The organism is Bacillus sp. BC08, assembly GCF_054326875.1.
In genome coordinates this window covers 586,826-610,542 of the sequence record NZ_JBTGPA010000035.1, presented here as the reverse complement: position 1 = coordinate 610,542, position 23,717 = coordinate 586,826, and the positions used below count along the sequence as shown (strand labels likewise).

Sequence of the window (23,717 nt, the reverse complement as noted above, 5' to 3'; positions counted from 1 at the left end):
TACTTTCATATTGTCGTTATTGAAGAAGGTGCCTTACATAAGGCACCTTTTAAAATTCTCTCTTCTCATACAATTTCACTGAAACGAAGATAGATATTATGAACATGCATATTGAACTAACGAATAACACACTGTTATATAGTTGAATTTGTTCTAGGTTGATTTGAAACAAAGTTTCTAAAATAACAATCGGTGCCATGAATATTACTATCGTAATAAAAATAGTTTTTTTATACCCTAACTTGAACGATATCGGTAGAACAAAACTTAAATACACTAAAATAAAGCTAATACTAGCAACCATTTTCGTTTCAATAAATTCAAATAGGTTAACCCCATTCTTCATTCCCATCGTGAAACAACCGACCGTTACGCTTATAAAAAGAATAATAATTGCTACTATATATTTTGCATACACAATTTGTTTTCTCCATATTGGTAAGCTGTTTACTATAACTTCACTCTCATTTTTACTATCTGCTTCAAATGTTTTTACTGTTGCCCCAATTGTAAAAATTACTGACATAATTATGAACAGATTTTCCGTATCTGTTAAAGCCATATAAAAGAAAACAGGATACAGTATGTACCAAATTAAAAATTTCCATTGAATGATGAAATCTTTTAAAATTAGTTGTTTCAAAACTATTCTCCTCCCCTCATAAATCACGCTCATTATACAAATGAATTGAGAAAAACATAGACATAACATATAAAAGAAGCAGCCCTGCTATAAAACAACTATTTACAACAAGACTCGTGTTCCAAACATTCTCTATATCTAACCACACTTTACTTACAATCAGTCCACTTAAATACCCAAATGCAATTCCGATGAAGGGTGCAATTTGTTTTGCACTGCTATATCCCACTGAAAATTCAATTGGGAGTACAATCATGCTATAAACCAATCCTCCCGTGATTCCGCCAAGAATTTCTCCCCATAGCATAAACACAGTTGTATTTTCATTTTGCAACTGGATTAAACTAACCACAAGTGAGAAAACTCCGCCTAAAGTAACTAAAATACTTACAAATATGTATTTTGCTATGACAATTTCTTTACGCTGAAACGGTAAACTATTTATTATCATTTCACTTTTATTCCTATTCTCATAACTCATTGACAGCATCATTCCAAGAACAGGTATAAACATAATAAATGGCATCAGAAAACTATCACTACGAAAATCAACAATAGCAAGGAAAAACAAACATATTAGATACACAAAACTTAACTTTCTTTGCAACATCATATCTTTTAAGACTAATTGCTTGATCATGTTTTACCCTCCTAATATGAAAATGAACCTTCTATAACTCTGCCTCCTGAAACATTTTCATTGAGAGAAACATTGATATGACTATACTTACTAACACTCCGATACCAAGAACACCCATTGCTAGTGTAGCCTCTTGAGAGTAGAGTACTTTTAACATAATTGTTTTATCACCAAAAATATTGCACATAAGGCCAATCATACCCATTAAAGGAAAAATCATAATCACATTCAAGACAGTAATAGCTTTATATCCCCCAATGTAATTAGTAGGTATCGTTACTACACAATAAATCAAAGTTGCTACTATTGCTGAAAATATTGCATATCCAGGAATAACTATATCTCTGTTTAATAAAATATTTCCTAATATTACGACTATAGAGGTTATACTCAAACCGACTATAATAAATAATGTGCTTGAAATATATTTAGCTATAACTATCTCTTGTCTCGTTATAGGCAAGCTCACTAATACTTTTTCTGTTTTCTTTTTCTCTTCATGATAAAAAGAAATATAAATAATCGTACTACATGTCATAAATAATCCTATTGCAATCCCCATTGGTTGGACGGAATCCCTAAAAATAGATAACATAGGTATTAAAAAATAAAAAGGAAACATCTTCTTCTGTAAGAAAAACTCCTTCAAAATCAACTGTTGCATATGAATTCTCCTCTCTATAAATCACGCGTTTCATAAATTTTGATCGTAAGAAACATAGAAGCGATATAAATACTGACTAATGCAATGAATCCAAATATAAATACACCAATATGCAGAGGATTCATAATCCACTCAAGGAATGGAGGTGTTGTTTCATTCAGCCCATCACTAATAAATATCCAAAGTATCCCACCCACTCCTATTGATGCTGCTGATACTAGACTTCTTACTACCTTCGATTTTGTACCATAATAACTAGGGAAAAAGGTGACAACTAAAAATACGGCGTAAACAACCCCATTTATTACTTCATACCACGGAATTTCAATGTATAGATTAGGATGATATGCACCGATATCATCAAAAACAGCAATACCTCTTATAAGGAAAATAAACAACATAGTAGAGAACATACCACCTACAATAAATATTGCACTGGAAATATATCTAGCAATTATGATATTTTTTCTACTTAACGGTAAACTATTGATAATAATGTCACTGGTATTCCGTTCATCAATTACAATTAACATCGTAATTGATGAAAGCGTTACAAATAAACAACTCATAGGAAACAGCATTCCATCACCGTTTTCAAATAAAAAGAATATAAAGGGTATAGTAAGATATACTGGCCATATCCCTCGAAAAAAGAACAAATCTTTATATACGAGCTGACGCATAGGCACCTCTTCCTTTCGCGGTGTAAACGATGATATCATCTAATGTAGGCTTTTCTAGTACAACCTCATTTCCAAACCAATCGACAATTGCTTGTTTATCCTTCGCTAAACCTTCAAAACCAAATTTATTTTTTCGTAATCCCACAAATAGTTCTTTTCCTTCTCGGTCTAATAAATCGTTACTTCCTTTTACGACTACGTAGTTCTCCATTAGTTCGTTTTTTTCACCAGTAAATATAATTTCTCCATCGTTGATGAACGTAATATAATCTGCGATACGCTCTAAGTCTGTTGTAATATGAGTTGAGAATAATACAGATACTTCATCTTCCATTACAATTTCTTGCAGCATATCAAGTAATTCACTTCGAACAACTGAATCTAATCCTGCTGTCGGTTCGTCCATAATAATAAACTCCGCGTGGTGCGAAAGTGCGATGGCAATTGCAAATTTCATTTTCATCCCTTTTGATAGTTCTTTAATTTTTTTATACTTCGGAACTTGCAATCTATGCATATACGATTGATACTGCTCTTCGTCCCACTTTTTATATAACGGCGCAATAATACGCTTCATTTGTTCACACGTTAAATCTTCATAGTAATGATTTTCATCATATACAAAACCGATATTTTGTTTTATTTCTTTTTCGGCTTTCTTATTGTCCTTGCCAAAAATTTTTATATCGCCGCTATCTTTTCGAATTAAATTCATAATCATCTTGATCGTCGTACTTTTCCCGGCCCCATTCGGTCCGACAAATCCCATAATATATCCGCGTGGTAATGTAAAACTTATATTTTTCACTGCAAAATCTTGATAACTTTTACAAACATTTTTTAGCTCTAACATCTCTTATTCCCCCTCATATAAACACGCAATCATCTGCTGTAAATCTTCAAGTGACAGCTGCAACGCTTTACTTTCATTCACAATCTCTTCCGCTTTACTTTCCAGTAAACGTAGCCGCTGTTCTTTTAGTAGTTCATTATTTTTACGTGAAACATAAGTCCCCTTCCCAGCAACAGTTTCTATATATCCTTCTTTTTCAAGCTCCTCGTACGCACGCTTCGTTGTAATTACACTAATTTGTAATTCCTTCGCTAAGCTACGAATAGACGGTAATTGGTCTCCACCCTTTAAACCACCATTTAAAATAAGCTGGCTTAATTGTTTTCTTATTTGCACATAAATAGGGTCTTGGGAAGAATTCGAAATAATAATATTCATGTTTTCCTCCAGTTTGTGTATATACTGTGTATACCTTATATACACAGTATATACACACCATCCTATTTTTGGCAAGAAAAAAAGACCAACATTTCCCTGTTGGTCTTTCGTATATGTATCACTTTTCAAAGCGATCTAACATCTCATCTCTCATTCCGAAACTCACTACCGCAATTCCTACATACATAAACAGAAGGAACGCAGGATGAACTGTGTTGTACCAAGTGCTATCAACAATTAAATAAATCGTTAATGCGACAACAAGAACAAACGCTAAGATAAACATATAAAAGTGTCTTGTGCTACCCATGATAAACTCCTCTCTTCTCACTTCACCATTCAACAGTATATTTTATCGAATAATTCGATATGACTCAAGGTTAACTTTCTGTTATGTAATCAAGTTCCACCTTTACAATGTCCTCACATGCTATTGAAATGATCGTTCCTTGCTTATCAATTGCCGTCACTTCTCTATTATCCATTACACGATGCGCTACTCTTTCTAGTACTTTTCCTTGATCTCGATAACAAAATTCTTTTATATCTTTAATCGTTTTTCCGTTTTCTAAATGGTATATCATTCTATAACACCGATATCCCACATTTTCACCCCCAGCTTGCTCGTTTTTTCACATATACATAAAAATGAGTCATTCCTATCTCATTACATCTTCTTAATTTCAATAAAATTCTAACAAAAATAAATACTTTTATCAAACCGACTTTTTCAACAAAATCACCTATGAAACTGCTTCTTTACGCCATTATGAAACAAAAAATATAAAATAGTAACATTTTCTTCACCACTTCTGCATAAAGCGAAACTTTAATTAGTGGGGGATTTTTGTTCATCCCCCTTGATTATCAGCCCGCAAATCGCGGGACAAATTCTCTATACAAAAAAAAGAACCCGCATATAGCGAGTTCTTCCTTTGTTATTCTAATCAAACTTGTACAGGAGCTGGTTTTTCATAACGTAAAACTGGTTTACGTGCAGCCATCGTTTCGTCTAAACGTTTAATGACTGTTGTATGAGGCGCTTCTTGTACAACTTCTGGATTTTCTTCTACTTCTTTAGCAATTTGAATCATCTTATCAATAAAACCGTCTAATGTTTCTTTTGATTCTGTTTCTGTCGGCTCAATCATAATACATTCTTCCACATTTAATGGGAAGTAAATTGTTGGTGGATGGTAACCGAAATCAAGCAGGCGTTTTGCAATATCTAATGTACGTACACCAAGTTTCTTTTGACGACGACCTGATAATACAAACTCATGCTTACAATGTCTATCGAATGGAAGATCATAGAATGGTGCTAATCTTCTCATCATATAGTTCGCATTTAATACCGCATACTCCGTTACTGCACGTAGTCCATCTGGACCCATAGAACGAATGTATGTGTATGCACGAACGTTAATTCCGAAGTTACCATAGAACGGTTTTACGCGCCCAATTGCTTCTGGACGATCATAGTTAAAGCGATAGCCATTTTCCGTTTTCTCTAAAATTGGTTTTGGTAAGTACGGAATTAAATCAGCTTTCACACCTACTGGACCAGAACCTGGGCCACCGCCGCCGTGAGGACCTGTAAATGTTTTATGAAGGTTTAAATGCACAACGTCAAATCCCATATCTCCTGGGCGTGCTTGGCTTAATACCGCATTTAAGTTTGCACCATCATAGTATAATTTACCACCTGCATTATGGACGATTTCTGCCATTTCTAAAATATTTTCTTCGAATAAACCTAATGTATTAGGATTTGTTAACATAAGTGCTGCTGTTTCTTCATTTACAACACGTTTTAAATCTTCTAAGTCAACAAGACCATTTTCATTTGATTTTACTGTAATTGTTTCAAAACCAGCTACAGTTGCAGATGCTGGATTCGTTCCGTGAGCAGAGTCAGGAACAATTACTTTCGTACGGTTAAAGTCACCATTTGCTTCATGGTATGCACGAATTAACATTAAGCCTGTCCATTCTCCATGTGCACCAGCTGCTGGTTGTAATGTAACAGTATCCATACCTGTAATTTCAATTAAATGCTCTTGTAAGTCGTACATTAATTCCATTGCACCTTGTACCGTCTTTTCGTCTTGTAACGGATGAATATTTGCAAATCCTGCGAAACGAGCTACATTCTCATTAATTTTCGGATTATATTTCATCGTACAAGATCCAAGTGGATAGAATCCAGAATCAACACCGTGGTTACGGTTTGAAAGTGCTGTATAGTGGCGCATAATGTCAAGTTCAGATACTTCTGGTAGCTCTGCATCTTCTACTCGAATATAATCGCTCTCAAACACGTCTTCTAGTTTCACTTCTTCTACATCTAATTTTGGTAGGCTATATCCTATGCGTCCTTCTTTACTCACTTCAAAGATAAGTGCTTGGTCTTGGTTCTTCATTGGATAGCCCCCATTTCGTTTACAAGTGTGTCAATTTCCTCTTTTGTACGAAGCTCAGTTACTGCTACAAGCATATGGTTTTCATGCTCTTTATAATCACGGCCTAGGTCGTAACCACCGATAATATTCTTTTGTAATAATGCATCGTTTACTTCTTTCACTGGACGCTTGCAATCTACAACGAACTCATTGAAGAATGGTCCAGCAAATGTTACAGCGAAGCCTTTCGCTTCAAATTGACGTTTTGCATATTGTGCTTTAGAAATGTTTTGACGTGCCATTTCTTTCACACCTTGTTTACCAAGTGCCGTCATTGCAACTGATGCTGCTAATGCATTTAACGCTTGGTTTGAACAAATGTTAGACGTCGCTTTGTCACGGCGAATATGCTGTTCACGCGCTTGTAACGTTAATACAAATCCACGTTTACCATCTGAATCTACAGTTTGTCCAACAAGACGTCCTGGAATTTTACGCATAAATGCTTTCGTTGTTGCAAAGTAACCACAGTGTGGTCCACCAAACTGCGTTGGAATACCAAATGGTTGTGCATCACCGATTACAACATCAGCACCAAATTTTCCTGGTGGTGTTAATGCGCCTAATGATAATGGATTTGAAGAAACGATAAATAATGATTTTTGTTGATGAACGATTTTTTCAATATCAGCTAATTTTTCAACTTGTCCGAAGAAGTTTGGATATTGAACGATTACACAAGCAACTGTATCATCTACTTCACTTTGTAATACGTCTAAATCTGTTACACCATCTTTATGATTAATTTCAACAACTTCAAGATGTTGACCTTTTGCATACGTTTCAAGTACTGCTCTTGATTCTGGATGAACTGCGCTAGATACAAGAATTTTCTTTTTACGAGTATGGCCAGCTGCTAGCATTGCCGCTTCAGCTAAAGCTGTACCTCCATCGTACATAGAAGAGTTTGCTACATCCATTCCTGTTAATTCACAAATCATTGTTTGGAATTCAAAGATTGCTTGTAATTCCCCTTGTGAAATTTCTGGTTGGTATGGCGTGTAAGCTGTATAAAATTCTGAGCGAGAGATAACATGGTCTACAATTACTGGAGCGTAATGATCGTATACGCCTGCTCCTAAGAAAGAAGCGTATTCTTTTAAGTTAGCATTTTTACTAGCCATTTGAGATAACTCTTTTAAAAGCTCTGGCTCTGATTTTGCTTCTTTAATTTTTAAATCCCCTTTAAAACGAACACTCTCTGGAATATCAGAGAATAACTCATCGATCGTTTGAACGCCGATCGTTTGTAACATTTCTTTTTTGTCTTCTTCTGTCATTGGAAGATAACGATGCAACATGAAATCTACCCCTCTCCCCGTTACTTTGAACGTTTATAAAATGGTGTTGGAACAACTACTGCTTTGACGCGTTTATTACGAATTTCAATTTCTACTTCTGTATCAACTGCTGCGTATTTTACATCAATTAGTGCTAAACCAATGCTTTTCTTTAACGTTGGAGATTGTGTACCACTCGTTACTTCCCCTATTTTTTCTTCTCCAATAAATACAGGGTAATGTGTACGAGGAATTCCACGTTCGATTACTTCGATGCCGACTAGCTTACGAGGCGCACCGTTTTCTTTTTGCTCTTTTAACGTTTCTTTTCCAAAGAAGTCTGCTTCTTTATTTGGTTTTACCGCAAAGCCAATTCCAGCTTCAATCGGTGTAATATCTTTTGATAATTCTTGACCGTAAAGTGGTAATGTTGCCTCGAAGCGAAGTGTATCACGAGCACCTAAACCACATGCTTTTAAGCCTTCTTCTGCTCCAACTTCAAGAAGTTTCTCCCAAAGTTTTGCAGCATCTTCACTCTTACAGTAAATTTCAAATCCATCTTCACCTGTGTAACCCGTACGAGATACAAGTGCTGGAATTCCATCTACAAGAATATCGTTTTTAAATTTAAAGAACTTAATTTCTTTCAAATCTTCTGACACAACTTTTTGTAAAATGCCTTCTGCTTTTGGTCCTTGAATTGCAAGCTGTGCAACTTCACTAGAAACATTGACTACTTTCGCATCGCCAATTACATGGCTAGCTAACCATTCGTAATCTTTCTCGATATTTGATGCATTGATTACTAATAAATAGTCTTCTTCACCACGTTTGTAGATTAATAAATCATCTACTGTACCACCATTCTCGTAGCACATAGCTGTATATTGTGCGCCTCCTACCTTTAAGGTAGAAACGTCATTTGTAACAACACGTTGTAAAAATGCTAAACTATCTACACCTTTTACCTCAACTTCTCCCATATGAGACACATCGAACAAACCTGCCGCTGTACGTACAGCTTCATGTTCTTCTTTAATGCTTGAAAATTGAACTGGTAATTCCCAACCACCGAAGTCGATTGTTTTCCCACCATACTTCGCGTATACATCAAATAACGGTGTACGTTGTAATGTAATCATGCTCTCTCCCCCTTATGCTTTGACAAATCAATAAAAGTTGCTCGCCATATCTAAACATTTTCACTCTGAAAAGATAGGATATACGGAATCTCCTTATATTTTTTTATGAAAGCGTAAATAAAAAATCACTTTCTTGGATAAAATACGAAAGATTCCACACATTTCACACCATTATCCTAACATTATTCGCTATATTTCATCAATATTCTAGCATAAAAAATAATTTAGAATTTTTTATTCTTAATCTAATTAAATACAACTTTCAAAATTTAGCCCTTTATCTTTGCCTATTCTTTAACTTTTAGTATGTGTAATAGTGCCTTATTACAAGGTTTATATAATAAAGATTTTTTTAATAATTAATTTAGTTTATAAAAGGTGGGAGAGTCGTAATGAATGTCGATATTTCCGTAGATCGAACGTGGCAAAACAATTTTTTAAATAGAATTGACGAAGATGGCCCTTGGACAAACTGGGATTTATATCATTTAGCTTATAAAACAGAAAAATCGTTACTTGTTCCTACTTTCGATGGATTACAAGCACCGAAGCATTTATCTCATTTCACACCACTTCCGCATCAATTAGAAGTCGCTCAAAATGTCATTGAACAAATGAATGGCAAAGCGATACTCGCAGATGAAGTGGGACTTGGGAAAACAATTGAAGCTGGACTTATTTTAAAAGAATATATGGTCCGCGGCCTTGTGAAAAAAGTACTTATACTCGTCCCTGCCTCTCTCGTATCACAATGGGCATACGAACTAAATACAAAGTTTTTCATTCCAGCTGTAGCCCAAAAGAAAAGCTATTCATGGGAACAAGCCGATGTGATTGTATCATCAATTGATACTGCAAAACGTTCACCGCATCGTGATATCGTTTTGAACTTAGAATATGATCTTATTATTATCGATGAAGCACATAAACTTAAAAATAATAAAACAAAAAACTATGAATTTGCACAGCGATTAAAAAAGAAATTTTGCTTATTATTAACTGCTACTCCTGTTCAAAATAAGATTGATGAAATTTTCAACCTTGTTTCTTTATTAAAACCAGGACATTTAGGCAATCAATCCAACTTTGAAGAATATTACGCTTCAAAAAATCGTTCAGCCGAATCTGATGAAGATTTAAAAGCTCTTATTAATAAAGTAATGGTCCGAAATCGACGGCATAATACCGGAATTGATTGGCCAAAGAGACATGTACGTACAATTTTCGTTGAGTTTAATGAAGAAGAGCAAGCTTTGTATAACGGGATTGAAAATTGGCGTGGACAAGATGCCTTCACATCTGCTTTCTCATCGTTAACTTTAAAACGAGAAGCGTGTAGTAGTCGGGAGGCCGTTTACTATTCATTAAAAAAACATGTAGAAAAACGGCAGAAGGAAAATGAGCATTACATAAAAGACCCGCATATTGATGTGCTAATGGACAACATTAATCATATTCCTTTCAACTCAAAGGCGAATAAAGCTCTTGAGCTTATAAAAGAAATTGACGATAAAGTCGTCATCTTCACAGAATATCGAGCATCACAAATGTACTTACAATGGTTTTTACAACAACACGGCATTTCTTCCGTTCCATTCCGCGGCGGATTTAAACGTGGGAAGAAAGACTGGATGAAGGAGCTTTTCCAAAACCACGCACAAGTATTAATTGCCACTGAAGCTGGTGGTGAAGGGATTAACTTACAGTTTTGTAGCCATATGATCAATTATGATTTGCCATGGAATCCAATGCGCCTTGAACAAAGAATCGGACGTATTCACCGTCTTGGTCAAAAGAATGATGTTCATATTTATAACTTAGCTACAAAACACACTGTTGAAGAACATATTTTGAAACTGTTATATGAAAAAATCAATTTATTTGAGCGTGTTATCGGGGAACTTGATGAAATTTTAACGAGAATTAATATGAAAAACATCGATGCGCACATTCAAGAAATATTTGCGCAGTCAAAAAGCGAAGGAGAAATCCGAATTAAGATGGAAAACTTAACATCTATTATCGACTTCGCCAAACGAAATGAAGCTGAGGTGCAAGGCTATGCAGCAACATGAAATTCATAATTACTTATACAATTTTTTCGAGGCGAATAACTGTGAAATTTTACAGCGCTCCCCTCATCTATTAGATGTGCAGTTAACAATTGAGATGGATAAATTATTAATGAATCGCCCTTTTTATTGGCACTATCTTGAGAAAACAGGAGGCGTACCGAATCCGATGCGCCTTACTCTTATTACAAATCCAGAAAATGAAGAAAACGATGGCGAGCTTATTCACTACGGTTCACCACGTCTTCATCAAATTTTCCAAACGACAAAAGAATTAGGCTCTTACATACGTTTATATGAGGAAGTACGGCATAGCGGGGCAACGCATACACCGCTCCATCCGTGGCTCGGTGTAAATATTAAAGTTTCCTATCAATGTGATCGAAAAAAAGACATCCTTCACTCCATTGGGATTCATCTCATTTCTGGCACAATGATTGCAAACTTTCATGAAACATTAACTAAAATTAAACTTACACCGAAAATACCTGATTTTTGTTTTACTCTCTCACCTATCATTAAACCGCAAAGCGGTTTACAACGTATAGAGGACGCTTTAAAAAATATTATTGCAGAAGATGACCATACGTGGGCGAAAGAAGCAAGAGTGCGCTGGAATCACGATTTAGACCTTTTAAATCGTTTTTATGAAGAAAGTGATGAACTTCCCGAAAGCTATGAAATTGAAAAGCAAGCACTGCAAGAACAATATGAACCACGCATTACAGTGCAAATTATTAATGGCGGACTTTTTTATGTTACCGCGAATCATTTTTTATCTTAAAAAGCCCCTTCTGTTTTAGAAGGAGCTTTTTTTGAGTTATCCTCTATCCTCATTACGCCCTTGTTGTTTTTGCTTTGCCATACGTTTTTGATGCGCACGATCTTTTGCACTAACATGATTTGCATCAGTAGGAAGGTTTTCTTTTGAACGGCCAATTCCATTACTCATCTTTTCCACTCCTTCTTATGTCTTTCAAAATACACCCTTATTTTCAGCTAGAGATACAATCCTTATACAAAAAAATAAGAGCAGCCATTGGCTACTCTTACTCGCTCACGTATTTTTGAAACATATCATGGATGCCTTTATTTACTAAGTTCGAGATCTGCTCGTCAGATTTATTCGGATAACGATCACGCAATCTGATAGATGCCTTCACCATTAAATTTTCTAATACAGAACGGCCGCCTTCTCCATAAATAATTTCAGCATATTTAACAAGCCTTCCATCCTCTACTGTTGCTGGATTATGATTGAAGAAAAATTTACTCATTGTCTCCACCTCTCTCTTTTGATAACGTTTACATTTATATAAATTATTTATGTTATTTATTTCACAATATTGTATGCATGTATATTTAATTAGTTTCATTATAAAGCAACATATCGATAGTAAATATGTGATTTTCCGTCCATTTTGTGAACAAAATAAAAATGAAAGCGTTTCCTTTATTATATACTAAAAAAACTTACTACGCTAGGGGCAATTTTTTTCAATCTACTAATCCCTCAAAAACTGATATATTTTTCCTTTTCCTATTAAACCTTATACAATTTTCAGAAATTATATTATAAAATATATGTATGACTTAAGGAGGATTTGTATGAATCAAAATAAAAAAGCTATATTAGATCTTGTCTTTTATCTCGTAATCCCATTCCTCATTTGGAAATTTGCAAAACCTTATATCGACCCTTATTACGCGATGTTACTCTCCTCTGTTCCAGGGATTATTTATACACTGTATACCTTTAAAAAAGAAAAACAGTTTAACGTGACAGGGTTCTTTATTTTAATTACACTTATTTCTAATACAACGGTAGATCTATTATCTGGATCAGCTGAACGAATGCTGTGGAACGATGCATATTACCACATCGTACTCGGCATTATCGTCATATGTACAATCTTTATAAAAAAACCACTTATGTTATATTTCGCAGCAGATATTGCCGCACTACAAGGTCATGACCGTGATAAAAGTCGTGAACTGTATCGTGATAGTCGTATTTATCCAGCACTACAATATTTAACGCTATTTTTCGGTCTACAATTCATATTAAAAAGCTTCTTAAAAATTTATTTCATCTCTGTTTTCGGTGTAGATGGCTATGGTGAAATGAGAGCGATTATGACCGCTGTTGGATGGGGCATTTCCATTTGTATCGGAATTGGATTTGTTTGGGTAAATAATAAAATACATGCCGTTACAGAAGAAAAAGAATCCGTGCAATAAATGAAAATCCCCTAGTAGTATGATGCTACTAGGGGATTTTCATTTTGCTACACATATTACAAAATCGTTAACTTGATTTTTTTCTTTTATCTTTTACATTTCGATAAAACAAAGCAGCACTTAGCGGCATCACACCGAACCACTTATTCATAAATGGCTCTTTTTCAGCACGGCGTTGTTCTTTCTTTTGTTTACGATCTTCTTTTGGAGCATCCATATACGACACAAACTGCTGTGTCACAAAGCGAACATAATCATTAGTAGACATATTATCATCACCTCTACTTGATTAGTATGTCCACTTTTTTATTCATTAATCTTTTCTTTTAATTCATTCATAATTTGCTTTACAGACTTATTCGTCGTATCAATATGAATATGAGCCTCTTCATAATAAGCTCGGCGCGATTCAAATTTTGCCACAAATGCCTCTATATCTTTCTTCTGAAATAGTGGACGCGTCGTATCTTCACGAAGCCTTTCTGCAATTACATGTGGATCACAATATAAATACACGACAGTTCCATTTTCCTTCATCCACTTTCGGTTTTCCTCCCGCTCAATGATTCCACCACCAGTTGTAATAATTACATTACAACTGGGTAGTGAACGTAACATTTCACTTTCATATTCCCGAAAAGTCATTTCACCTTCTTCGGCAAAAATATTACGAATTGCCTTCTTCTGCTTCTCTTCAATTTTTTGGTCTGTATCGACAACATCCATATGAAGTTCTTTACTTAATGCTTTTCCAATTGTTGTTTTCCCAGCTCCCATATAACCGGTTATGTATATAGATTTCATGTTCGTTCCTCTCAATCATCCGTTATTATTTGTTATTATAACGAAAGATTTCATTATTTAATAAAAAAACGTTTTGTTCTTCTTATAAAATGAAGAACAAAACGTTTCATACACGCTTTTACTTATAAGCGCCTCTTCTTACCCACTGCGTCGCAATCCATTTCTCACCTTTCGTTACAGGTGCCCCTCCATGTAACGTAAGCTCATTTAATGATTGGGCTTGATAAAAATACTCAAAGTATACTGCCATTCCCTTTCTAGGGTGCACAGAAAGATTTAATTTCGGGAAGAACGTTTCTCCGCCCTCTTCTACATCATTTAAGTACATGACAAGCGTACTAATACGATTATTAGCAGCTGATCTACTATGTTCTGCAAAATAATCATAGTGCGCTTTATATTGTTGATCCACTTCATAATTTAAAATGTGTAATCCTTCTCCATGCGACGCAGGAACATTCATGATAGATGAAATTCGTTTTTCAATCTTCGCAGTAAGTTCATTATCGTCCAAAAATGCACCGCTACTCGTTCGAATATCATTTACATCACGTGATGAACCAACTTTAGAACGTGCCAACTTACTTTTAGACAATTCAATCAATTCATCGCATTCTTCATTGCTTAATACATTTCCTAACACGACAACAAGAGGTTCTTCGAATTTTGAAATAATGTGTATTTCCCTATCTTCTGTCATAATCGCATTTCCTTTATGATCAAAAATAGTTTGTTCCTTATTTTCACCTATTTGATTGTTATTTGTCATTTCCCTATTCTCCCTAAAAAAATATGTTTGGATAGCTTGAATATATCATATTCTTTCTACCTTTCTCTTTTTTGAGAAAATTTAAACTTTCAATTGTTTTATTTATCCATTTCCTATAAAGTGAAACTTTATTCAGTGGGGGTTTTGTTCATCCCACACTGATTATTAGTTGAACCAATCGGACGTTTACGGACAGTTGATCTCCCACCTAACTTCTTTGCTCCAACTGAATTTTGAGGTGGGAGTTTTACTGTCCGTTAACGCGGGATAAAAAACAGCCTGTTTTAAAATGAGAAATTATGATTTTTGTTCACACATTAAACAGACTATCCTTCTATCCAATCGAATATTTTTTCATCCTTTTTTCTATACCGAAAGCTTACTTTATAGAAAATTTCCTGCTTTATTTTGCACTGCAACGAAACGAGAATATCATCGTTTTCAAAGATGTAATTTCCACTTGCTTCGCCCTTTTCATATTGAAAGAAAAATGTATCTTCCTTTTCTTTTTGCCGCAAGTCTTTTTTTATACTTGTAATTGATCGATTTAGTAGTTCCTCCATTACAAACTTTTGCTCTATTTCAATATAAAATTTTTTATCTATAAGTAACATATTCGTTTCGTATACAAAGAACGAAGTTAATAATACAAGAAAAATGATTGTTCCTGGCATCGTAAATCCATCTTGTTTTCTCATATATTTATTTCCATTTCGCTATACCTTACAGCTACACCTTCATATATTTTCCCACTCCTATCTTTCACACTTATAAAAAGCAAATGAGGTGTTACTTCATACGAAACCATTCCAACATTTTGTAATATAAATTCTCTTCCGCGCATATTCACTTTTCTTATAAGATGATTATTCAATTTTTCATACGTCACTTCATCTCCATTGCGAAGGTGGAAACGCAAAAGACTATCTTTATTTTCATTGACTACTTTTTCTACAAATGATACTTCACGAAACTCTAACTGTACTTGTCCTAAAAACACATCCCATTCCCAATTATTTAATCCTTTTGATTGGTTGTTTTCTATTCCAATAAAATTTAAACGTGGCAAGAGTAAAAAGAACAGTGATAACAGAAAAAAACATACGATCATTTCTATTAATGTAAACCCAACTTCTAATTTATTTTCTCTCCTGCATAAAAGCATTGCTCCATCATTCTTCCTTTCACATCTTTCCACATAGCACAAACTTCATTTCCTCCCCAATATGTGTAATATACATTTCCATTTACGACTTTTTCTTGCTGTTGTTTTGCACCATTCTCATACATATATAAAGCTGCTTCTCTTTTTAATAATACAAATGCTTTATAACGAATTTGTATGTTTTTTCGTTCTTGCATAATCAATACTGTTTGCGGAAGTAGTAAAGACACTGCCATCATTACTATACTTAACGCTACAAGCATCTCAGCCATCACTGACCCTTTTTGACATTTCACGATACGTAAATCTCCCTCTTCCAAGCTGAAATACAATCTCATATTTATAACTTCGATACGAAAGTAAAATAGTACCACCTCTATTAATATTTCCACTCGGATTATATGTCATCGGATTTGGAAAAGTATTCAAATCAATTTGTATATCGCTATCATATTCTCTTTTAATAATGGTAAGATTCGTACTTAGCTCCCCTATATAATACGCATGTCTATCTTTATGCCATCGTAATGTATAGTGTTTTTGCCGATTTATCGCTAATTGTTGCATATACAAAATATCATTTGAAAACTGTCTTAAAAATTGTTCGACTTTTTGTTTTTCATGTAATGAATGTACGTTAAAATACGTGACCATACTTAGTACAGAAATTGCAAATAGAACGAGTAGCATTTCTAAAAGAGTAAATCCTTTTTGTTTCACAGTTTCCCAGTTGTTACTGTGCCATCATTTGAAATATGAATGGATTCACCATTCGGGCACTTATCAGCTGTAATATATTTTTCATCCCTTAGCTCTTTTAGCGAGGGGATTTTATTATGTTGTAATTGGTATACTTGTATTTGAGCTTCTATAGATTTGACATAGGCTTTACATCCTGTTCCTTCGACGGATGAACGCTGTGTGATTACATTCGGAATAATTAATAGTAATAATACAGTGATGACGACCATAACTAATAACATTTCTAAAAGGGTAAATCCTTCCTCATTCTGCATGTAAACACCTCCTAAATAGAATTCATCATTTGAAACATTGGCATAATCATCGCTAAATACATAAGAACGATCATTCCTCCAATACACGTAAATAAAATTGGTTGAATGATCACTAACATACGGTTAACTTTTTGCTCCATCTTTTCCATAATAAGATCGCTATAGTCACCTAATTCAATGGCCAAATTACCGTTTGCTTGTCCATGCGTAATAATATAAGAAAGTTCTTCCTCATAATATCCGCTTCTAGCAATAATAGATTGCAACGGTTCTCCCGCAATTAATTGGCGTTCAATTCGGCTCGCTTCATACTGAAAGAACGGATGATATTTTTGCTCCATCATTATTGTTAGGGCCTCCAGTACTGATAGTCCGCCGTGTAATAAACCGCTTAATTGAGTGGCGAAATAATGTGAATGCTTTAAAATAAGAAATGTTTTTACGAGGGGGATACGAAGTTTAATTTTCACCTGCTTCATATGCGGAAGTTTCCGAAAGTAAAATATATATACGCTACAACCAATTATAACGATAAAAATAGTGCTAAAAATAAGATAGGGTAGTAGCTTAATTGCACTTAATATTTTTTCTGTAAATAACGATGCTGTAGAACCGAATGAACTATATACCATATCAACCTGCGGTAATAAAATACGGTTAAAAATCAAAATCATGATTATTAAAAAGAACGCCAAAAACATAGGGTACTGCATTATTTTCATCATATCTTTCCTATACTTATCCTTTTTATAAAGAAGTGCGCTCCCTTGTTGCAATGCAAAAGAAATATCACCATGTTGCTCGGCATAATATAAATAACTTAACATCTCCTGATGAAACTTTAATTGATGAAAAGAATCGTGTAGATTTTTTCCATCTTTTAATCCATCAATCATACGCTGCATTTGTACTTTCTTTTCTAAAGGTAATTGAAACCGTAAAAATTCTAATGCCTGCAAAAGGGAGTATCCTTTTTCTAATAGTTCTCCTAATCGTTTCAGCAATACTACTTGATCACTTAAACTCCATATTTTCTTAAACATACACATCCTCTTCTAAAAATCCTAAAGCGTATCCTTTTCGTATCGAAGACTCTAATGTTTCGTGCTTGTATGTGACACATTCCCCGTTTGCTTCTTTAATCGCTTGTTTTAACTCATATCCATATAACAACTCATAAATACTCGCTTGTCTTACTTGCCTCATTGATTTACATAAAGTTGAGCACTTTCTTTTGCAAAACGGACACTTCAATTCGACAAGTCGCTGTGCAGCTATAGCCAATAAAGATTGTTCAATTTCTTGCCTCGTTATACCAAAATCCGTGAACCTGAGTATCGCCCCTTTCGCATCATTCGTATGCAGTGTCGTCATTACTAAATGTCCAGTCAAACTTGCTCTTATAGCAATTTTCGCTGTTTCTTCATCACGAATTTCACCGACTAAAATAATATCCGGATCATGACGTAAAATAGCCTTTAATCCTGCCTCATATGTGATACCTGCTTTTTCATTTATTTGAATTTGTAATACATCGTCATTTCTTTTTTCAACTGGATCTTCCAGCGTAACGATACGACGTGTTTTCTTTTTTCTAATGACCTCTAATAATGCATACATTGTTGTTGTCTTTCCAGAACCAGTTGGTCCAGTAAATACGAGTAACCCATGTGAATAGTGTAAAAAAGAGAGTAGTTTCTTCGCTGTACTTGGAAATAACGAAAGATGGGATAACGGCTGAATAGATGCTTGTAAATGAAGACGGATAACGAGACTTTCTTGATATACAGTTGGTAGCGTGGAAAGGCGTAAATATACTTCTTGCCCATCCATTTGTAAATACAGTGAACCATTTTGTGGCTTCCGCCTCTCCCCTATATCCATGGATGCTAAAAATTTAAAGTGTGAAACAAGTTTTTCTCCAAATTCCTTTTCGATACAATGTTTCATCATTAAATCTTTTCCTATACGTAGTTGAACCACTACATCCTTCTTCCGGGGCACAATATGTAAGTCCGACGCTTGTACCCTACACGCTTCTTTCAAAATCGTATTCGCAAAGCTTTCAATTCCATTCATAATTTTTCCCTCCCCACTATGTATATAACATGAAAAAATGCATAAGAAAAATCAGCATTTTTGTATTTTCACTAAAGCAAAAAGGGAAAATATGTTTGTGAAATTATGAACAATTTCCGAATTATTGTCTGAAATTACCTATATGAAAGTTTATCTGTATTATAATGTTATTATCTTGGATAAAGTGATAAAGGTGGAGATCCTCATGGAACAAGCTTTAAAAATTACAGGTGTATTATCTGATCCAACTCGTTATTACATTTATAAATATATTTCTCAAAAACATAGTTACGTGACTGTACAAGAAATTGCAGATGAGTTTGAAATTCATCCAAACGTAGCGCGTTTACATTTATCTAAACTAGAAGATGTTCATATGCTGAAATCGGAAACGAAGAAAACTGGAAAAGGCGGACGACCAAGCAGATTATATGTATTATCTGAAGATGTGATTCAATTACAATTTCCATTCCGCGATTATCAATTGTTAGCAAGAATCGCATTTAATTCTTTACTTAGCCTTGGCGCTGCTGGTGAAAAAGCGCTATACGAAACTGGAAAACAGTTCGGAGCCGAATTAATGCAACAACACATGCATCGTTTAAATGTGAATGAAGATGCTTTAACAGTCGAGCAAAAAGTTCAAATTGCAAAAGAAGCTTTCTCAACAGCTGGCTTATCACCTGCATTTGAATTAAGTGCAGATGGAACGAAAATTTTCTATGATGTACACAATTGTCCATTTAAAGAAGTTGCTGTTCATCACCCAACTGAAATTTGTAACATGCACGGAGATATGATGAAAGGGATTTTTGAAATCCTATTCCCTAACACGGAATTAACACGAAATGATAGTCTACTAGATGGATGTAAATCTTGTAATTATAAACTAACAATTTAATTTCTCATATAAAAAGAAGCCAATTATAATTGGCTTCTTTTTATATGAACGAATATTTACAATAGTAAGAAAAATAAACTATAATGAGGTGAGGTTTACTTTTTTTAGAAAAGGAGGGAGATGGCATGGAGCGCATGTTTCGCGTTCTCGGCTTTTGGACTGGAATTTTCTCGGTTATGTTTTACGTAGGGGATATGCAACAGGCCGCACTACTATTTTTAGGACAAACAGGATTCTTCGTACTTTTAAGCTATTTAAATTTAACAGAGCGTATGTATATATACGTATTTGGGGCATATTTAACTGTTTTCTTCATAGGATTTACATACTACACGACGTTTTTACTTGTCCCTGGGGCTGGACATTAAAAGATGGCATTTTGCCATCTTTTTTTAATTCCGCAATTTCCTAGTTGACTTATAGGTTTTATTACCTTATATTCTATATAACAGATTGGAATTAGGGGGAATCAACATGAATACACTGCTTGTCGGAATTAACGTTGCAGTCATGCTCATCTTAGTTGGCGTATTATATTATATGCAACGTAAGCATGTATCTTTTAATAAACGTGTATTTACTGCTTTAGGAGTCGGAATTATATTCGGTCTTATATTACAATTTATTTATGAACCAACTTCTAAAGTAATTATTGAATCAAATACTTGGTTTGGCTTAATCGGTAGCGGTTATGTGAAATTACTTCAAATGATCGTTATGCCACTTATTTTAGTATCTATTATTTCAGCCTTTACAAAATTACAGTTAACGAAAAACCTTGGTAAAATTAGTGGTCTTATTATCGGAATTTTAATTCTTACTACAGGAATCGCTGCAGCTGTCGGTATCGCTGCAAGTGCAGGATTTGATGTATCTGCAACAGGCCTGCAACAAGGTGATGCAGAATCTGCTCGTCTGAAGCTAGTTGAAGAAAGATTTACTTCTATTGAAAAAACAACAATTCCAGATAAATTATTAGAACTATTGCCTACAAATCCGTTTCTTGATTTAACAGGAGCTCGTCCAACATCAACAATTTCTGTTGTAATATTTGCAGCCTTTATCGGTATCGCCTTTATAGGTGTAAAACGAAAATATCCAGAACAAGCAGAACTATTTAAGAAAATGCTTGATGCTGTATATGCAATCGTAATGCGTATGGTAACATTAATTTTACGTCTTACTCCATACGGCGTATTAGCTCTTATGGCAAAAACAGTTGCTGGTAGCGACATAAATGCTATTTTAAAACTTGGTAACTTCGTGTTAGCGTCTTACGTAGCACTTATCGTAATGTTCGTTATCCACTTATTATTAATTGCTCTATCTGGTTTAAATCCAATTCAATATTTAAAAAAGGTGTTCCCTGTATTAACATTTGCATTCACATCTCGCTCTAGTGCTGGTGCAATGCCATTAAATATTGAAGCGCAAAAAGAAAAGCTTGGTATTTCCGAAGGGATTGCCAACTTCGCAGCATCATTCGGAGTATCTATCGGACAAAACGGTTGCGCAGGTATTTATCCAGCAATGCTTGCAATGATGGTCGCTCCAACTGTAGGAATCGATCCATTACAACCACAATTTATTTTAACTTTAATCGCTGTCGTTGCTATTAGCTCATTCGGTGTTGCCGGTGTTGGTGGCGGTGCAACATTCGCAGCGTTAATCGTACTATCTACAATGAACTTACCAATCGGTATTGTCGCTCTTGTTATCTCAGTTGAACCATTAATTGATATGGGTCGTACAGCTCTTAACGTAAGTGGTTCTATGACAGCAGGTCTTATTTCTAGTAAATGGCTTGGTGAATTAGATCAAGATACGTACAATCAAGATGATACAAAAACTGGTGAAATTGCTTCATAATGAAAAGGACGCTAACAAAAACTGTTAGCGTCCTTTTTTAGTTCTTTTCATCTTCCTCTTTGTCTTTTATACATAAGGCATAACATATTGTTTCAAACACTATGTAAAATCTCGTTATTTATACTTCATTTCCGTCTCCTTACACATAGAAAAAGAGAATATAATAACATATTCTCTTTTCTCAAATATATTTCATTATCTCACAGCCCGTCCTTCTCACAAATAACCATTTTGTTCGCACCATTTATGAAATTGTCCTACATCTACTCCAACTAACACGATATCCTTTAGCTCTACATCAATGCTTTGTTCTCCAATTACAATAGCAAACTGCGATTCTAATTTTGTCTCGCTGTTCTTTACAATTCCAATTCGGTTCCGATGCGGTCCATCTTTTATATATGCTTTTTGTCCTACAATATCAAAGTTCAAGACTCTCACCTCTTTTATTGCGCTTAAATTTGAAATACGAACTCAAATCCGGAAAATTTCCTTTCCTTGCACTATTTCTCTATATATATGACGAAACAATAAAAGAGTCCTTCCTTCTTTACAATTATTTTTTCTTTGTTTCATTTTTGTGATCGAAACGTAAAGTTTATAATAAAATACACTTGGAAGCGCTTTCTATGTAATTTTTTATGTTATACTATATAAGTAGAACTTCGTAAAGAGGGTTAAAAAATGAATACAAAAATGATAAAAAAAGTAATTGAAGCATTAAAAGTATATGGCTTTCAGAATGTATCATTCTGTGACAAAACGAAGCAATTTTTATTTCATAACGAAATGGATATTATGAGCGGCTATGCAGAAATAACATATAGTAGTCAATTTGAAAAATTCAACGTACAAATTCATCCGATTGAAACACATCACCAAGCAGAGTTGCAAGAGGTTGAAAGACATATACAGGCCTGTATAAGAAAAGTGGAATATTTAAACGCACTTCTTAGCGGACAGACAAAACTAGATGACAAAATTATTATAATGTAAAAAAAAGAACGTGAAGATATCACGTTCTTTTTTTTACATTATACGTTCATCTTTTCCTTCAGTTGTAATCCTGTAATGGATTGTAATACATCCATTGCTTCTCCAAATGTCATATCAAAAATTGTTTTATCTTCTATGTATGGAAACTGTCTAAAACGCTTTTCTAACATTTTCACGGCGTCCGACGTAAAGTTTGCACTATCAATTCCAAATTCTGTTTCAAGAAGAACGATCCAATCTAACACGTGAAAACCTAATCCATTTACGAATGAAATAAGTTTTTCTTCTGGCTGTGAAGATAAGAATACGCATCGTTCCATCTCACTAAAAAGTTCTTCTCCTAAAATATCAGCTAATTCTTCATCATGTTCGCGGTCAATAATTTCTTCATAACCATAATCATCAACAAGCTCCTCAACTTCTTCACTATCCTCACAAAGCAATTGACTAAGAAGTGCATCTTTCTTAAATTCACTTTTTTGTACGACTTCTAAAAAGCTCGTTTCCCATCCATTTTCTAATTTCATATTATATACTCCTTTATATAGGTTTCTTATCATCACTGTACCCAAAAGATCACTTTTATAACCTTTTAGACAGTTACTATTATTTCACGTGATCCATAACATAAGATGCAAATTCAGTTGCATCTCCTTCAAAAATATTTATTTCTGGCAAATGATAGAACGTTGTTTGAAGCGGGTTTCCTTCATGGTATACATATATCATTTTCTCTAGCGCAATCGCCATTCCAAACTCTGTATGGCTCCCGTTTCCGCCATCTAATATAAGTAAAAAGACATCCGCTTCTTTTATAGCATTCTTTTCTGCCTGACCAATTTCTCTTAATTGATCTTGATTCACTGCTCTTTCGTTTCTTGTCCAATCATATGTATGGTGCCATCCTGCATGTTTCAGTTCATTTGCTATAGAACGTACAAGATGTTTATTTTGGAATCCTGAGGCGACATAAAAATTCATTTATATACACTCCTTCATTATGTAAGGGAAACTCCTTTTAGCGTTACTTGCTATACACATAATAAAAGAACGACCTCAA

General features: G+C 34.5%; 34 protein-coding genes. 8 read left to right on the top strand and 26 right to left on the bottom strand.

Features of this window, described 5'->3' with window-relative positions; all coding sequences use genetic code 11:
* Positions 1–49: 49 nt before the first annotated feature.
* From ACXVYO_RS21280 to gcvT, 11 genes are all read right to left on the bottom strand, one after another.
* Complete coding sequence (locus ACXVYO_RS21280; RefSeq protein ID WP_458468415.1) at positions 50–676, bottom strand: ABC-2 transporter permease; 627 nt, start codon at positions 674–676, stop codon at positions 50–52.
* Positions 660–1,283: an ABC-2 transporter permease gene (locus tag ACXVYO_RS21275; RefSeq protein ID WP_458468414.1), complete on the bottom strand. Its 624-nt coding sequence runs from the start codon at positions 1,281–1,283 to the stop codon at positions 660–662. Before ACXVYO_RS21275 ends, ACXVYO_RS21280 begins: the two co-directional genes overlap by 17 nt.
* A 31-nt stretch (positions 1,284–1,314) precedes the next feature.
* Complete coding sequence (locus ACXVYO_RS21270) at positions 1,315–1,947, bottom strand: ABC-2 transporter permease (RefSeq protein WP_458468413.1); 633 nt, start codon at positions 1,945–1,947, stop codon at positions 1,315–1,317.
* Positions 1,948–1,961: 14 nt separating this feature from the next.
* Complete coding sequence (locus ACXVYO_RS21265; protein ID WP_098373999.1) at positions 1,962–2,630, bottom strand: ABC-2 transporter permease; 669 nt, start codon at positions 2,628–2,630, stop codon at positions 1,962–1,964.
* Positions 2,611–3,483 carry an ABC transporter ATP-binding protein gene (locus ACXVYO_RS21260; RefSeq protein ID WP_458468412.1) on the bottom strand — a complete coding sequence of 291 codons (873 nt, stop codon included), beginning with the start codon at positions 3,481–3,483 and terminating at the stop codon, positions 2,611–2,613. The genes ACXVYO_RS21265 and ACXVYO_RS21260 overlap by 20 nt, the downstream gene beginning before the upstream one ends.
* A 3-nt stretch (positions 3,484–3,486) precedes the next feature.
* Positions 3,487–3,861 carry a GntR family transcriptional regulator gene (locus ACXVYO_RS21255; RefSeq protein ID WP_001021351.1) on the bottom strand — a complete coding sequence of 125 codons (375 nt, stop codon included), beginning with the start codon at positions 3,859–3,861 and terminating at the stop codon, positions 3,487–3,489.
* A 118-nt stretch (positions 3,862–3,979) separates the two neighbouring features.
* Complete coding sequence (locus ACXVYO_RS21250) at positions 3,980–4,171, bottom strand: hypothetical protein (RefSeq protein ID WP_000535935.1); 192 nt, start codon at positions 4,169–4,171, stop codon at positions 3,980–3,982.
* A gap of 70 nt (positions 4,172–4,241) precedes the next feature.
* Positions 4,242–4,445: a DUF3929 family protein gene (locus ACXVYO_RS21245; protein ID WP_061677400.1), complete on the bottom strand. Its 204-nt coding sequence runs from the start codon at positions 4,443–4,445 to the stop codon at positions 4,242–4,244.
* A 363-nt stretch (positions 4,446–4,808) separates the two neighbouring features.
* Positions 4,809–6,284: an aminomethyl-transferring glycine dehydrogenase subunit 2 gene (gene gcvPB / locus ACXVYO_RS21240; protein WP_061677399.1), complete on the bottom strand. Its 1,476-nt coding sequence runs from the start codon at positions 6,282–6,284 to the stop codon at positions 4,809–4,811.
* Positions 6,281–7,624: an aminomethyl-transferring glycine dehydrogenase subunit 1 gene (gcvPA, locus tag ACXVYO_RS21235; RefSeq protein ID WP_063260821.1), complete on the bottom strand. Its 1,344-nt coding sequence runs from the start codon at positions 7,622–7,624 to the stop codon at positions 6,281–6,283. The genes gcvPB and gcvPA overlap by 4 nt, the downstream gene beginning before the upstream one ends.
* 20 nt (positions 7,625–7,644) lie before the next feature.
* On the bottom strand, positions 7,645–8,745 hold the full coding sequence (gcvT, locus tag ACXVYO_RS21230) for a glycine cleavage system aminomethyltransferase GcvT (protein ID WP_000631760.1): 1,101 nt from the start codon (positions 8,743–8,745) through the stop codon (positions 7,645–7,647).
* A 392-nt stretch (positions 8,746–9,137) separates the two neighbouring features.
* On the opposite strand from gcvT, the gene ACXVYO_RS21225 reads away from it, so the two are divergent.
* Both ACXVYO_RS21225 and ACXVYO_RS21220 read left to right on the top strand, forming a co-directional pair.
* On the top strand, positions 9,138–10,820 hold the full coding sequence (locus ACXVYO_RS21225) for a DEAD/DEAH box helicase (protein WP_458468411.1): 1,683 nt from the start codon (positions 9,138–9,140) through the stop codon (positions 10,818–10,820).
* A complete protein-coding gene (locus ACXVYO_RS21220) occupies positions 10,807–11,601 on the top strand; it encodes a YqhG family protein (RefSeq protein WP_458468410.1) in 795 nt (264 codons plus the stop codon). The genes ACXVYO_RS21225 and ACXVYO_RS21220 overlap by 14 nt, the downstream gene beginning before the upstream one ends.
* Before the next feature lie 36 nt (positions 11,602–11,637).
* On the opposite strand, the gene ACXVYO_RS21215 is transcribed toward ACXVYO_RS21220, so the two are convergent.
* Together ACXVYO_RS21215 and ACXVYO_RS21210 are read right to left on the bottom strand one after the other, a co-directional pair.
* Positions 11,638–11,769 (bottom strand): hypothetical protein, encoded by a 132-nt coding sequence (locus ACXVYO_RS21215; RefSeq protein ID WP_087956938.1) that lies wholly within the window; start codon positions 11,767–11,769, stop codon positions 11,638–11,640.
* Between the two features lie 97 nt (positions 11,770–11,866).
* Positions 11,867–12,094: a hypothetical protein gene (locus ACXVYO_RS21210; RefSeq protein WP_000032702.1), complete on the bottom strand. Its 228-nt coding sequence runs from the start codon at positions 12,092–12,094 to the stop codon at positions 11,867–11,869.
* Positions 12,095–12,167: 73 nt separating this feature from the next.
* Between ACXVYO_RS21210 and ACXVYO_RS21205 the strand changes: the two genes are divergently transcribed.
* Complete coding sequence (locus ACXVYO_RS21205; RefSeq protein ID WP_071721462.1) at positions 12,168–12,284, top strand: GTP pyrophosphokinase; 117 nt, start codon at positions 12,168–12,170, stop codon at positions 12,282–12,284.
* Between the two features lie 141 nt (positions 12,285–12,425).
* A complete protein-coding gene (locus ACXVYO_RS21200) occupies positions 12,426–13,058 on the top strand; it encodes a VC0807 family protein (protein WP_001073110.1) in 633 nt (210 codons plus the stop codon).
* Between the two features lie 67 nt (positions 13,059–13,125).
* On the opposite strand, the gene ACXVYO_RS21195 is transcribed toward ACXVYO_RS21200, so the two are convergent.
* The 10 genes from ACXVYO_RS21195 to comGA all read right to left on the bottom strand — a co-directional run bounded on the left by ACXVYO_RS21195 (position 13,126) and on the right by comGA (position 18,891).
* Entirely contained in the window at positions 13,126–13,326 is a 201-nt protein-coding gene (locus ACXVYO_RS21195; protein WP_000106080.1) for a YqzE family protein, read from the bottom strand.
* Positions 13,327–13,364: 38 nt separating this feature from the next.
* Complete coding sequence (locus ACXVYO_RS21190; protein ID WP_458468409.1) at positions 13,365–13,862, bottom strand: shikimate kinase; 498 nt, start codon at positions 13,860–13,862, stop codon at positions 13,365–13,367.
* Positions 13,863–13,980: 118 nt separating this feature from the next.
* Complete coding sequence (locus tag ACXVYO_RS21185) at positions 13,981–14,631, bottom strand: 2OG-Fe(II) oxygenase (RefSeq protein ID WP_458468408.1); 651 nt, start codon at positions 14,629–14,631, stop codon at positions 13,981–13,983.
* Positions 14,632–14,957: 326 nt separating this feature from the next.
* On the bottom strand, positions 14,958–15,329 hold the full coding sequence (gene comGG, locus ACXVYO_RS21180) for a competence type IV pilus minor pilin ComGG (protein WP_458468407.1): 372 nt from the start codon (positions 15,327–15,329) through the stop codon (positions 14,958–14,960).
* Positions 15,326–15,796 carry a competence type IV pilus minor pilin ComGF gene (comGF, locus tag ACXVYO_RS21175; protein WP_458468406.1) on the bottom strand — a complete coding sequence of 157 codons (471 nt, stop codon included), beginning with the start codon at positions 15,794–15,796 and terminating at the stop codon, positions 15,326–15,328. The genes comGG and comGF overlap by 4 nt, the downstream gene beginning before the upstream one ends.
* Positions 15,766–16,068 carry a competence type IV pilus minor pilin ComGE gene (gene comGE / locus ACXVYO_RS21170; RefSeq protein WP_458468405.1) on the bottom strand — a complete coding sequence of 101 codons (303 nt, stop codon included), beginning with the start codon at positions 16,066–16,068 and terminating at the stop codon, positions 15,766–15,768. Before comGE ends, comGF begins: the two co-directional genes overlap by 31 nt.
* Positions 16,061–16,516: a comG operon protein ComGD gene (gene comGD, locus ACXVYO_RS21165; RefSeq protein ID WP_000810390.1), complete on the bottom strand. Its 456-nt coding sequence runs from the start codon at positions 16,514–16,516 to the stop codon at positions 16,061–16,063. Before comGD ends, comGE begins: the two co-directional genes overlap by 8 nt.
* Positions 16,513–16,812, bottom strand: coding sequence for a competence type IV pilus major pilin ComGC (comGC, locus tag ACXVYO_RS21160; RefSeq protein ID WP_088022485.1), 300 nt, complete (start codon positions 16,810–16,812; stop codon positions 16,513–16,515). The genes comGD and comGC overlap by 4 nt, the downstream gene beginning before the upstream one ends.
* 11 nt (positions 16,813–16,823) lie before the next feature.
* Complete coding sequence (gene comGB, locus ACXVYO_RS21155) at positions 16,824–17,855, bottom strand: competence type IV pilus assembly protein ComGB (RefSeq protein ID WP_458468404.1); 1,032 nt, start codon at positions 17,853–17,855, stop codon at positions 16,824–16,826.
* Positions 17,848–18,891 (bottom strand): competence protein ComGA, encoded by a 1,044-nt coding sequence (gene comGA / locus ACXVYO_RS21150; protein WP_458468403.1) that lies wholly within the window; start codon positions 18,889–18,891, stop codon positions 17,848–17,850. The genes comGB and comGA overlap by 8 nt, the downstream gene beginning before the upstream one ends.
* Before the next feature lie 205 nt (positions 18,892–19,096).
* Between comGA and ACXVYO_RS21145 the strand changes: the two genes are divergently transcribed.
* From ACXVYO_RS21145 to ACXVYO_RS21135, 3 genes are all read left to right on the top strand, one after another.
* Positions 19,097–19,792 (top strand): helix-turn-helix transcriptional regulator, encoded by a 696-nt coding sequence (locus ACXVYO_RS21145; RefSeq protein WP_458468402.1) that lies wholly within the window; start codon positions 19,097–19,099, stop codon positions 19,790–19,792.
* Between the two features lie 125 nt (positions 19,793–19,917).
* Entirely contained in the window at positions 19,918–20,160 is a 243-nt protein-coding gene (locus tag ACXVYO_RS21140; protein WP_000440719.1) for a DUF2626 domain-containing protein, read from the top strand.
* A 106-nt stretch (positions 20,161–20,266) separates the two neighbouring features.
* On the top strand, positions 20,267–21,661 hold the full coding sequence (locus ACXVYO_RS21135; RefSeq protein WP_001094341.1) for an L-cystine transporter: 1,395 nt from the start codon (positions 20,267–20,269) through the stop codon (positions 21,659–21,661).
* Positions 21,662–21,877: 216 nt separating this feature from the next.
* On the opposite strand, the gene ACXVYO_RS21130 is transcribed toward ACXVYO_RS21135, so the two are convergent.
* Positions 21,878–22,093 carry a DUF3912 family protein gene (locus ACXVYO_RS21130; protein WP_073516506.1) on the bottom strand — a complete coding sequence of 72 codons (216 nt, stop codon included), beginning with the start codon at positions 22,091–22,093 and terminating at the stop codon, positions 21,878–21,880.
* Positions 22,094–22,345: 252 nt separating this feature from the next.
* On the opposite strand from ACXVYO_RS21130, the gene ACXVYO_RS21125 reads away from it, so the two are divergent.
* Positions 22,346–22,657, top strand: a complete 312-nt coding sequence (locus tag ACXVYO_RS21125; protein ID WP_001093241.1) for a hypothetical protein — start codon at positions 22,346–22,348, stop codon at positions 22,655–22,657.
* A 38-nt stretch (positions 22,658–22,695) separates the two neighbouring features.
* Here the strand turns inward: ACXVYO_RS21125 and ACXVYO_RS21120 are convergent, their stop codons facing one another.
* Positions 22,696–23,184 (bottom strand): hypothetical protein, encoded by a 489-nt coding sequence (locus tag ACXVYO_RS21120; RefSeq protein WP_000764239.1) that lies wholly within the window; start codon positions 23,182–23,184, stop codon positions 22,696–22,698.
* Between the two features lie 79 nt (positions 23,185–23,263).
* Positions 23,264–23,638, bottom strand: coding sequence for a nucleoside 2-deoxyribosyltransferase (locus tag ACXVYO_RS21115; protein WP_458468401.1), 375 nt, complete (start codon positions 23,636–23,638; stop codon positions 23,264–23,266).
* Between the last annotated feature and the right edge of the window lie 79 nt (positions 23,639–23,717).

What these genes read in the sequence shown, in the direction of transcription:
- gcvPB (WP_061677399.1), bottom strand. Translation starts at nt 6,284, where the DNA reads ATGAAGAACCAAGACCAAGCACTTATCTTTGAAGTGAGTAAAGAAGGA.
- comGE (WP_458468405.1), bottom strand. Translation starts at nt 16,068, where the DNA reads ATGGCTGAGATGCTTGTAGCGTTAAGTATAGTAATGATGGCAGTGTCT.
- ACXVYO_RS21115 (WP_458468401.1), bottom strand. Translation starts at nt 23,638, where the DNA reads ATGAATTTTTATGTCGCCTCAGGATTCCAAAATAAACATCTTGTACGT.
- comGG (WP_458468407.1), bottom strand. Translation starts at nt 15,329, where the DNA reads ATGAGAAAACAAGATGGATTTACGATGCCAGGAACAATCATTTTTCTT.
- ACXVYO_RS21140 (WP_000440719.1), top strand. Translation starts at nt 19,918, where the DNA reads ATGGAGCGCATGTTTCGCGTTCTCGGCTTTTGGACTGGAATTTTCTCG.
- ACXVYO_RS21255 (WP_001021351.1), bottom strand. Translation starts at nt 3,861, where the DNA reads ATGAATATTATTATTTCGAATTCTTCCCAAGACCCTATTTATGTGCAA.
- comGF (WP_458468406.1), bottom strand. Translation starts at nt 15,796, where the DNA reads ATGCTTTTATGCAGGAGAGAAAATAAATTAGAAGTTGGGTTTACATTA.
- gcvPA (WP_063260821.1), bottom strand. Translation starts at nt 7,624, where the DNA reads ATGTTGCATCGTTATCTTCCAATGACAGAAGAAGACAAAAAAGAAATG.
- ACXVYO_RS21120 (WP_000764239.1), bottom strand. Translation starts at nt 23,184, where the DNA reads ATGAAATTAGAAAATGGATGGGAAACGAGCTTTTTAGAAGTCGTACAA.
- gcvT (WP_000631760.1), bottom strand. Translation starts at nt 8,745, where the DNA reads ATGATTACATTACAACGTACACCGTTATTTGATGTATACGCGAAGTAT.
- ACXVYO_RS21225 (WP_458468411.1), top strand. Translation starts at nt 9,138, where the DNA reads ATGAATGTCGATATTTCCGTAGATCGAACGTGGCAAAACAATTTTTTA.
- comGA (WP_458468403.1), bottom strand. Translation starts at nt 18,891, where the DNA reads ATGAATGGAATTGAAAGCTTTGCGAATACGATTTTGAAAGAAGCGTGT.
- ACXVYO_RS21195 (WP_000106080.1), bottom strand. Translation starts at nt 13,326, where the DNA reads ATGTCTACTAATGATTATGTTCGCTTTGTGACACAGCAGTTTGTGTCG.
- ACXVYO_RS21275 (WP_458468414.1), bottom strand. Translation starts at nt 1,283, where the DNA reads ATGATCAAGCAATTAGTCTTAAAAGATATGATGTTGCAAAGAAAGTTA.
- ACXVYO_RS21215 (WP_087956938.1), bottom strand. Translation starts at nt 11,769, where the DNA reads ATGAGTAATGGAATTGGCCGTTCAAAAGAAAACCTTCCTACTGATGCA.
- ACXVYO_RS21185 (WP_458468408.1), bottom strand. Translation starts at nt 14,631, where the DNA reads ATGACAAATAACAATCAAATAGGTGAAAATAAGGAACAAACTATTTTT.
- ACXVYO_RS21125 (WP_001093241.1), top strand. Translation starts at nt 22,346, where the DNA reads ATGAATACAAAAATGATAAAAAAAGTAATTGAAGCATTAAAAGTATAT.
- ACXVYO_RS21200 (WP_001073110.1), top strand. Translation starts at nt 12,426, where the DNA reads ATGAATCAAAATAAAAAAGCTATATTAGATCTTGTCTTTTATCTCGTA.
- ACXVYO_RS21210 (WP_000032702.1), bottom strand. Translation starts at nt 12,094, where the DNA reads ATGAGTAAATTTTTCTTCAATCATAATCCAGCAACAGTAGAGGATGGA.
- ACXVYO_RS21260 (WP_458468412.1), bottom strand. Translation starts at nt 3,483, where the DNA reads ATGTTAGAGCTAAAAAATGTTTGTAAAAGTTATCAAGATTTTGCAGTG.
- ACXVYO_RS21190 (WP_458468409.1), bottom strand. Translation starts at nt 13,862, where the DNA reads ATGAAATCTATATACATAACCGGTTATATGGGAGCTGGGAAAACAACA.
- ACXVYO_RS21270 (WP_458468413.1), bottom strand. Translation starts at nt 1,947, where the DNA reads ATGCAACAGTTGATTTTGAAGGAGTTTTTCTTACAGAAGAAGATGTTT.
- ACXVYO_RS21145 (WP_458468402.1), top strand. Translation starts at nt 19,097, where the DNA reads ATGGAACAAGCTTTAAAAATTACAGGTGTATTATCTGATCCAACTCGT.
- comGC (WP_088022485.1), bottom strand. Translation starts at nt 16,812, where the DNA reads ATGCAGAATGAGGAAGGATTTACCCTTTTAGAAATGTTATTAGTTATG.
- ACXVYO_RS21280 (WP_458468415.1), bottom strand. Translation starts at nt 676, where the DNA reads ATGAGCGTGATTTATGAGGGGAGGAGAATAGTTTTGAAACAACTAATT.
- ACXVYO_RS21205 (WP_071721462.1), top strand. Translation starts at nt 12,168, where the DNA reads ATGCATGTATATTTAATTAGTTTCATTATAAAGCAACATATCGATAGT.
- comGB (WP_458468404.1), bottom strand. Translation starts at nt 17,855, where the DNA reads ATGTTTAAGAAAATATGGAGTTTAAGTGATCAAGTAGTATTGCTGAAA.
- ACXVYO_RS21135 (WP_001094341.1), top strand. Translation starts at nt 20,267, where the DNA reads ATGAATACACTGCTTGTCGGAATTAACGTTGCAGTCATGCTCATCTTA.
- ACXVYO_RS21220 (WP_458468410.1), top strand. Translation starts at nt 10,807, where the DNA reads ATGCAGCAACATGAAATTCATAATTACTTATACAATTTTTTCGAGGCG.
- ACXVYO_RS21245 (WP_061677400.1), bottom strand. Translation starts at nt 4,445, where the DNA reads ATGATATACCATTTAGAAAACGGAAAAACGATTAAAGATATAAAAGAA.
- ACXVYO_RS21265 (WP_098373999.1), bottom strand. Translation starts at nt 2,630, where the DNA reads ATGCGTCAGCTCGTATATAAAGATTTGTTCTTTTTTCGAGGGATATGG.
- ACXVYO_RS21250 (WP_000535935.1), bottom strand. Translation starts at nt 4,171, where the DNA reads ATGGGTAGCACAAGACACTTTTATATGTTTATCTTAGCGTTTGTTCTT.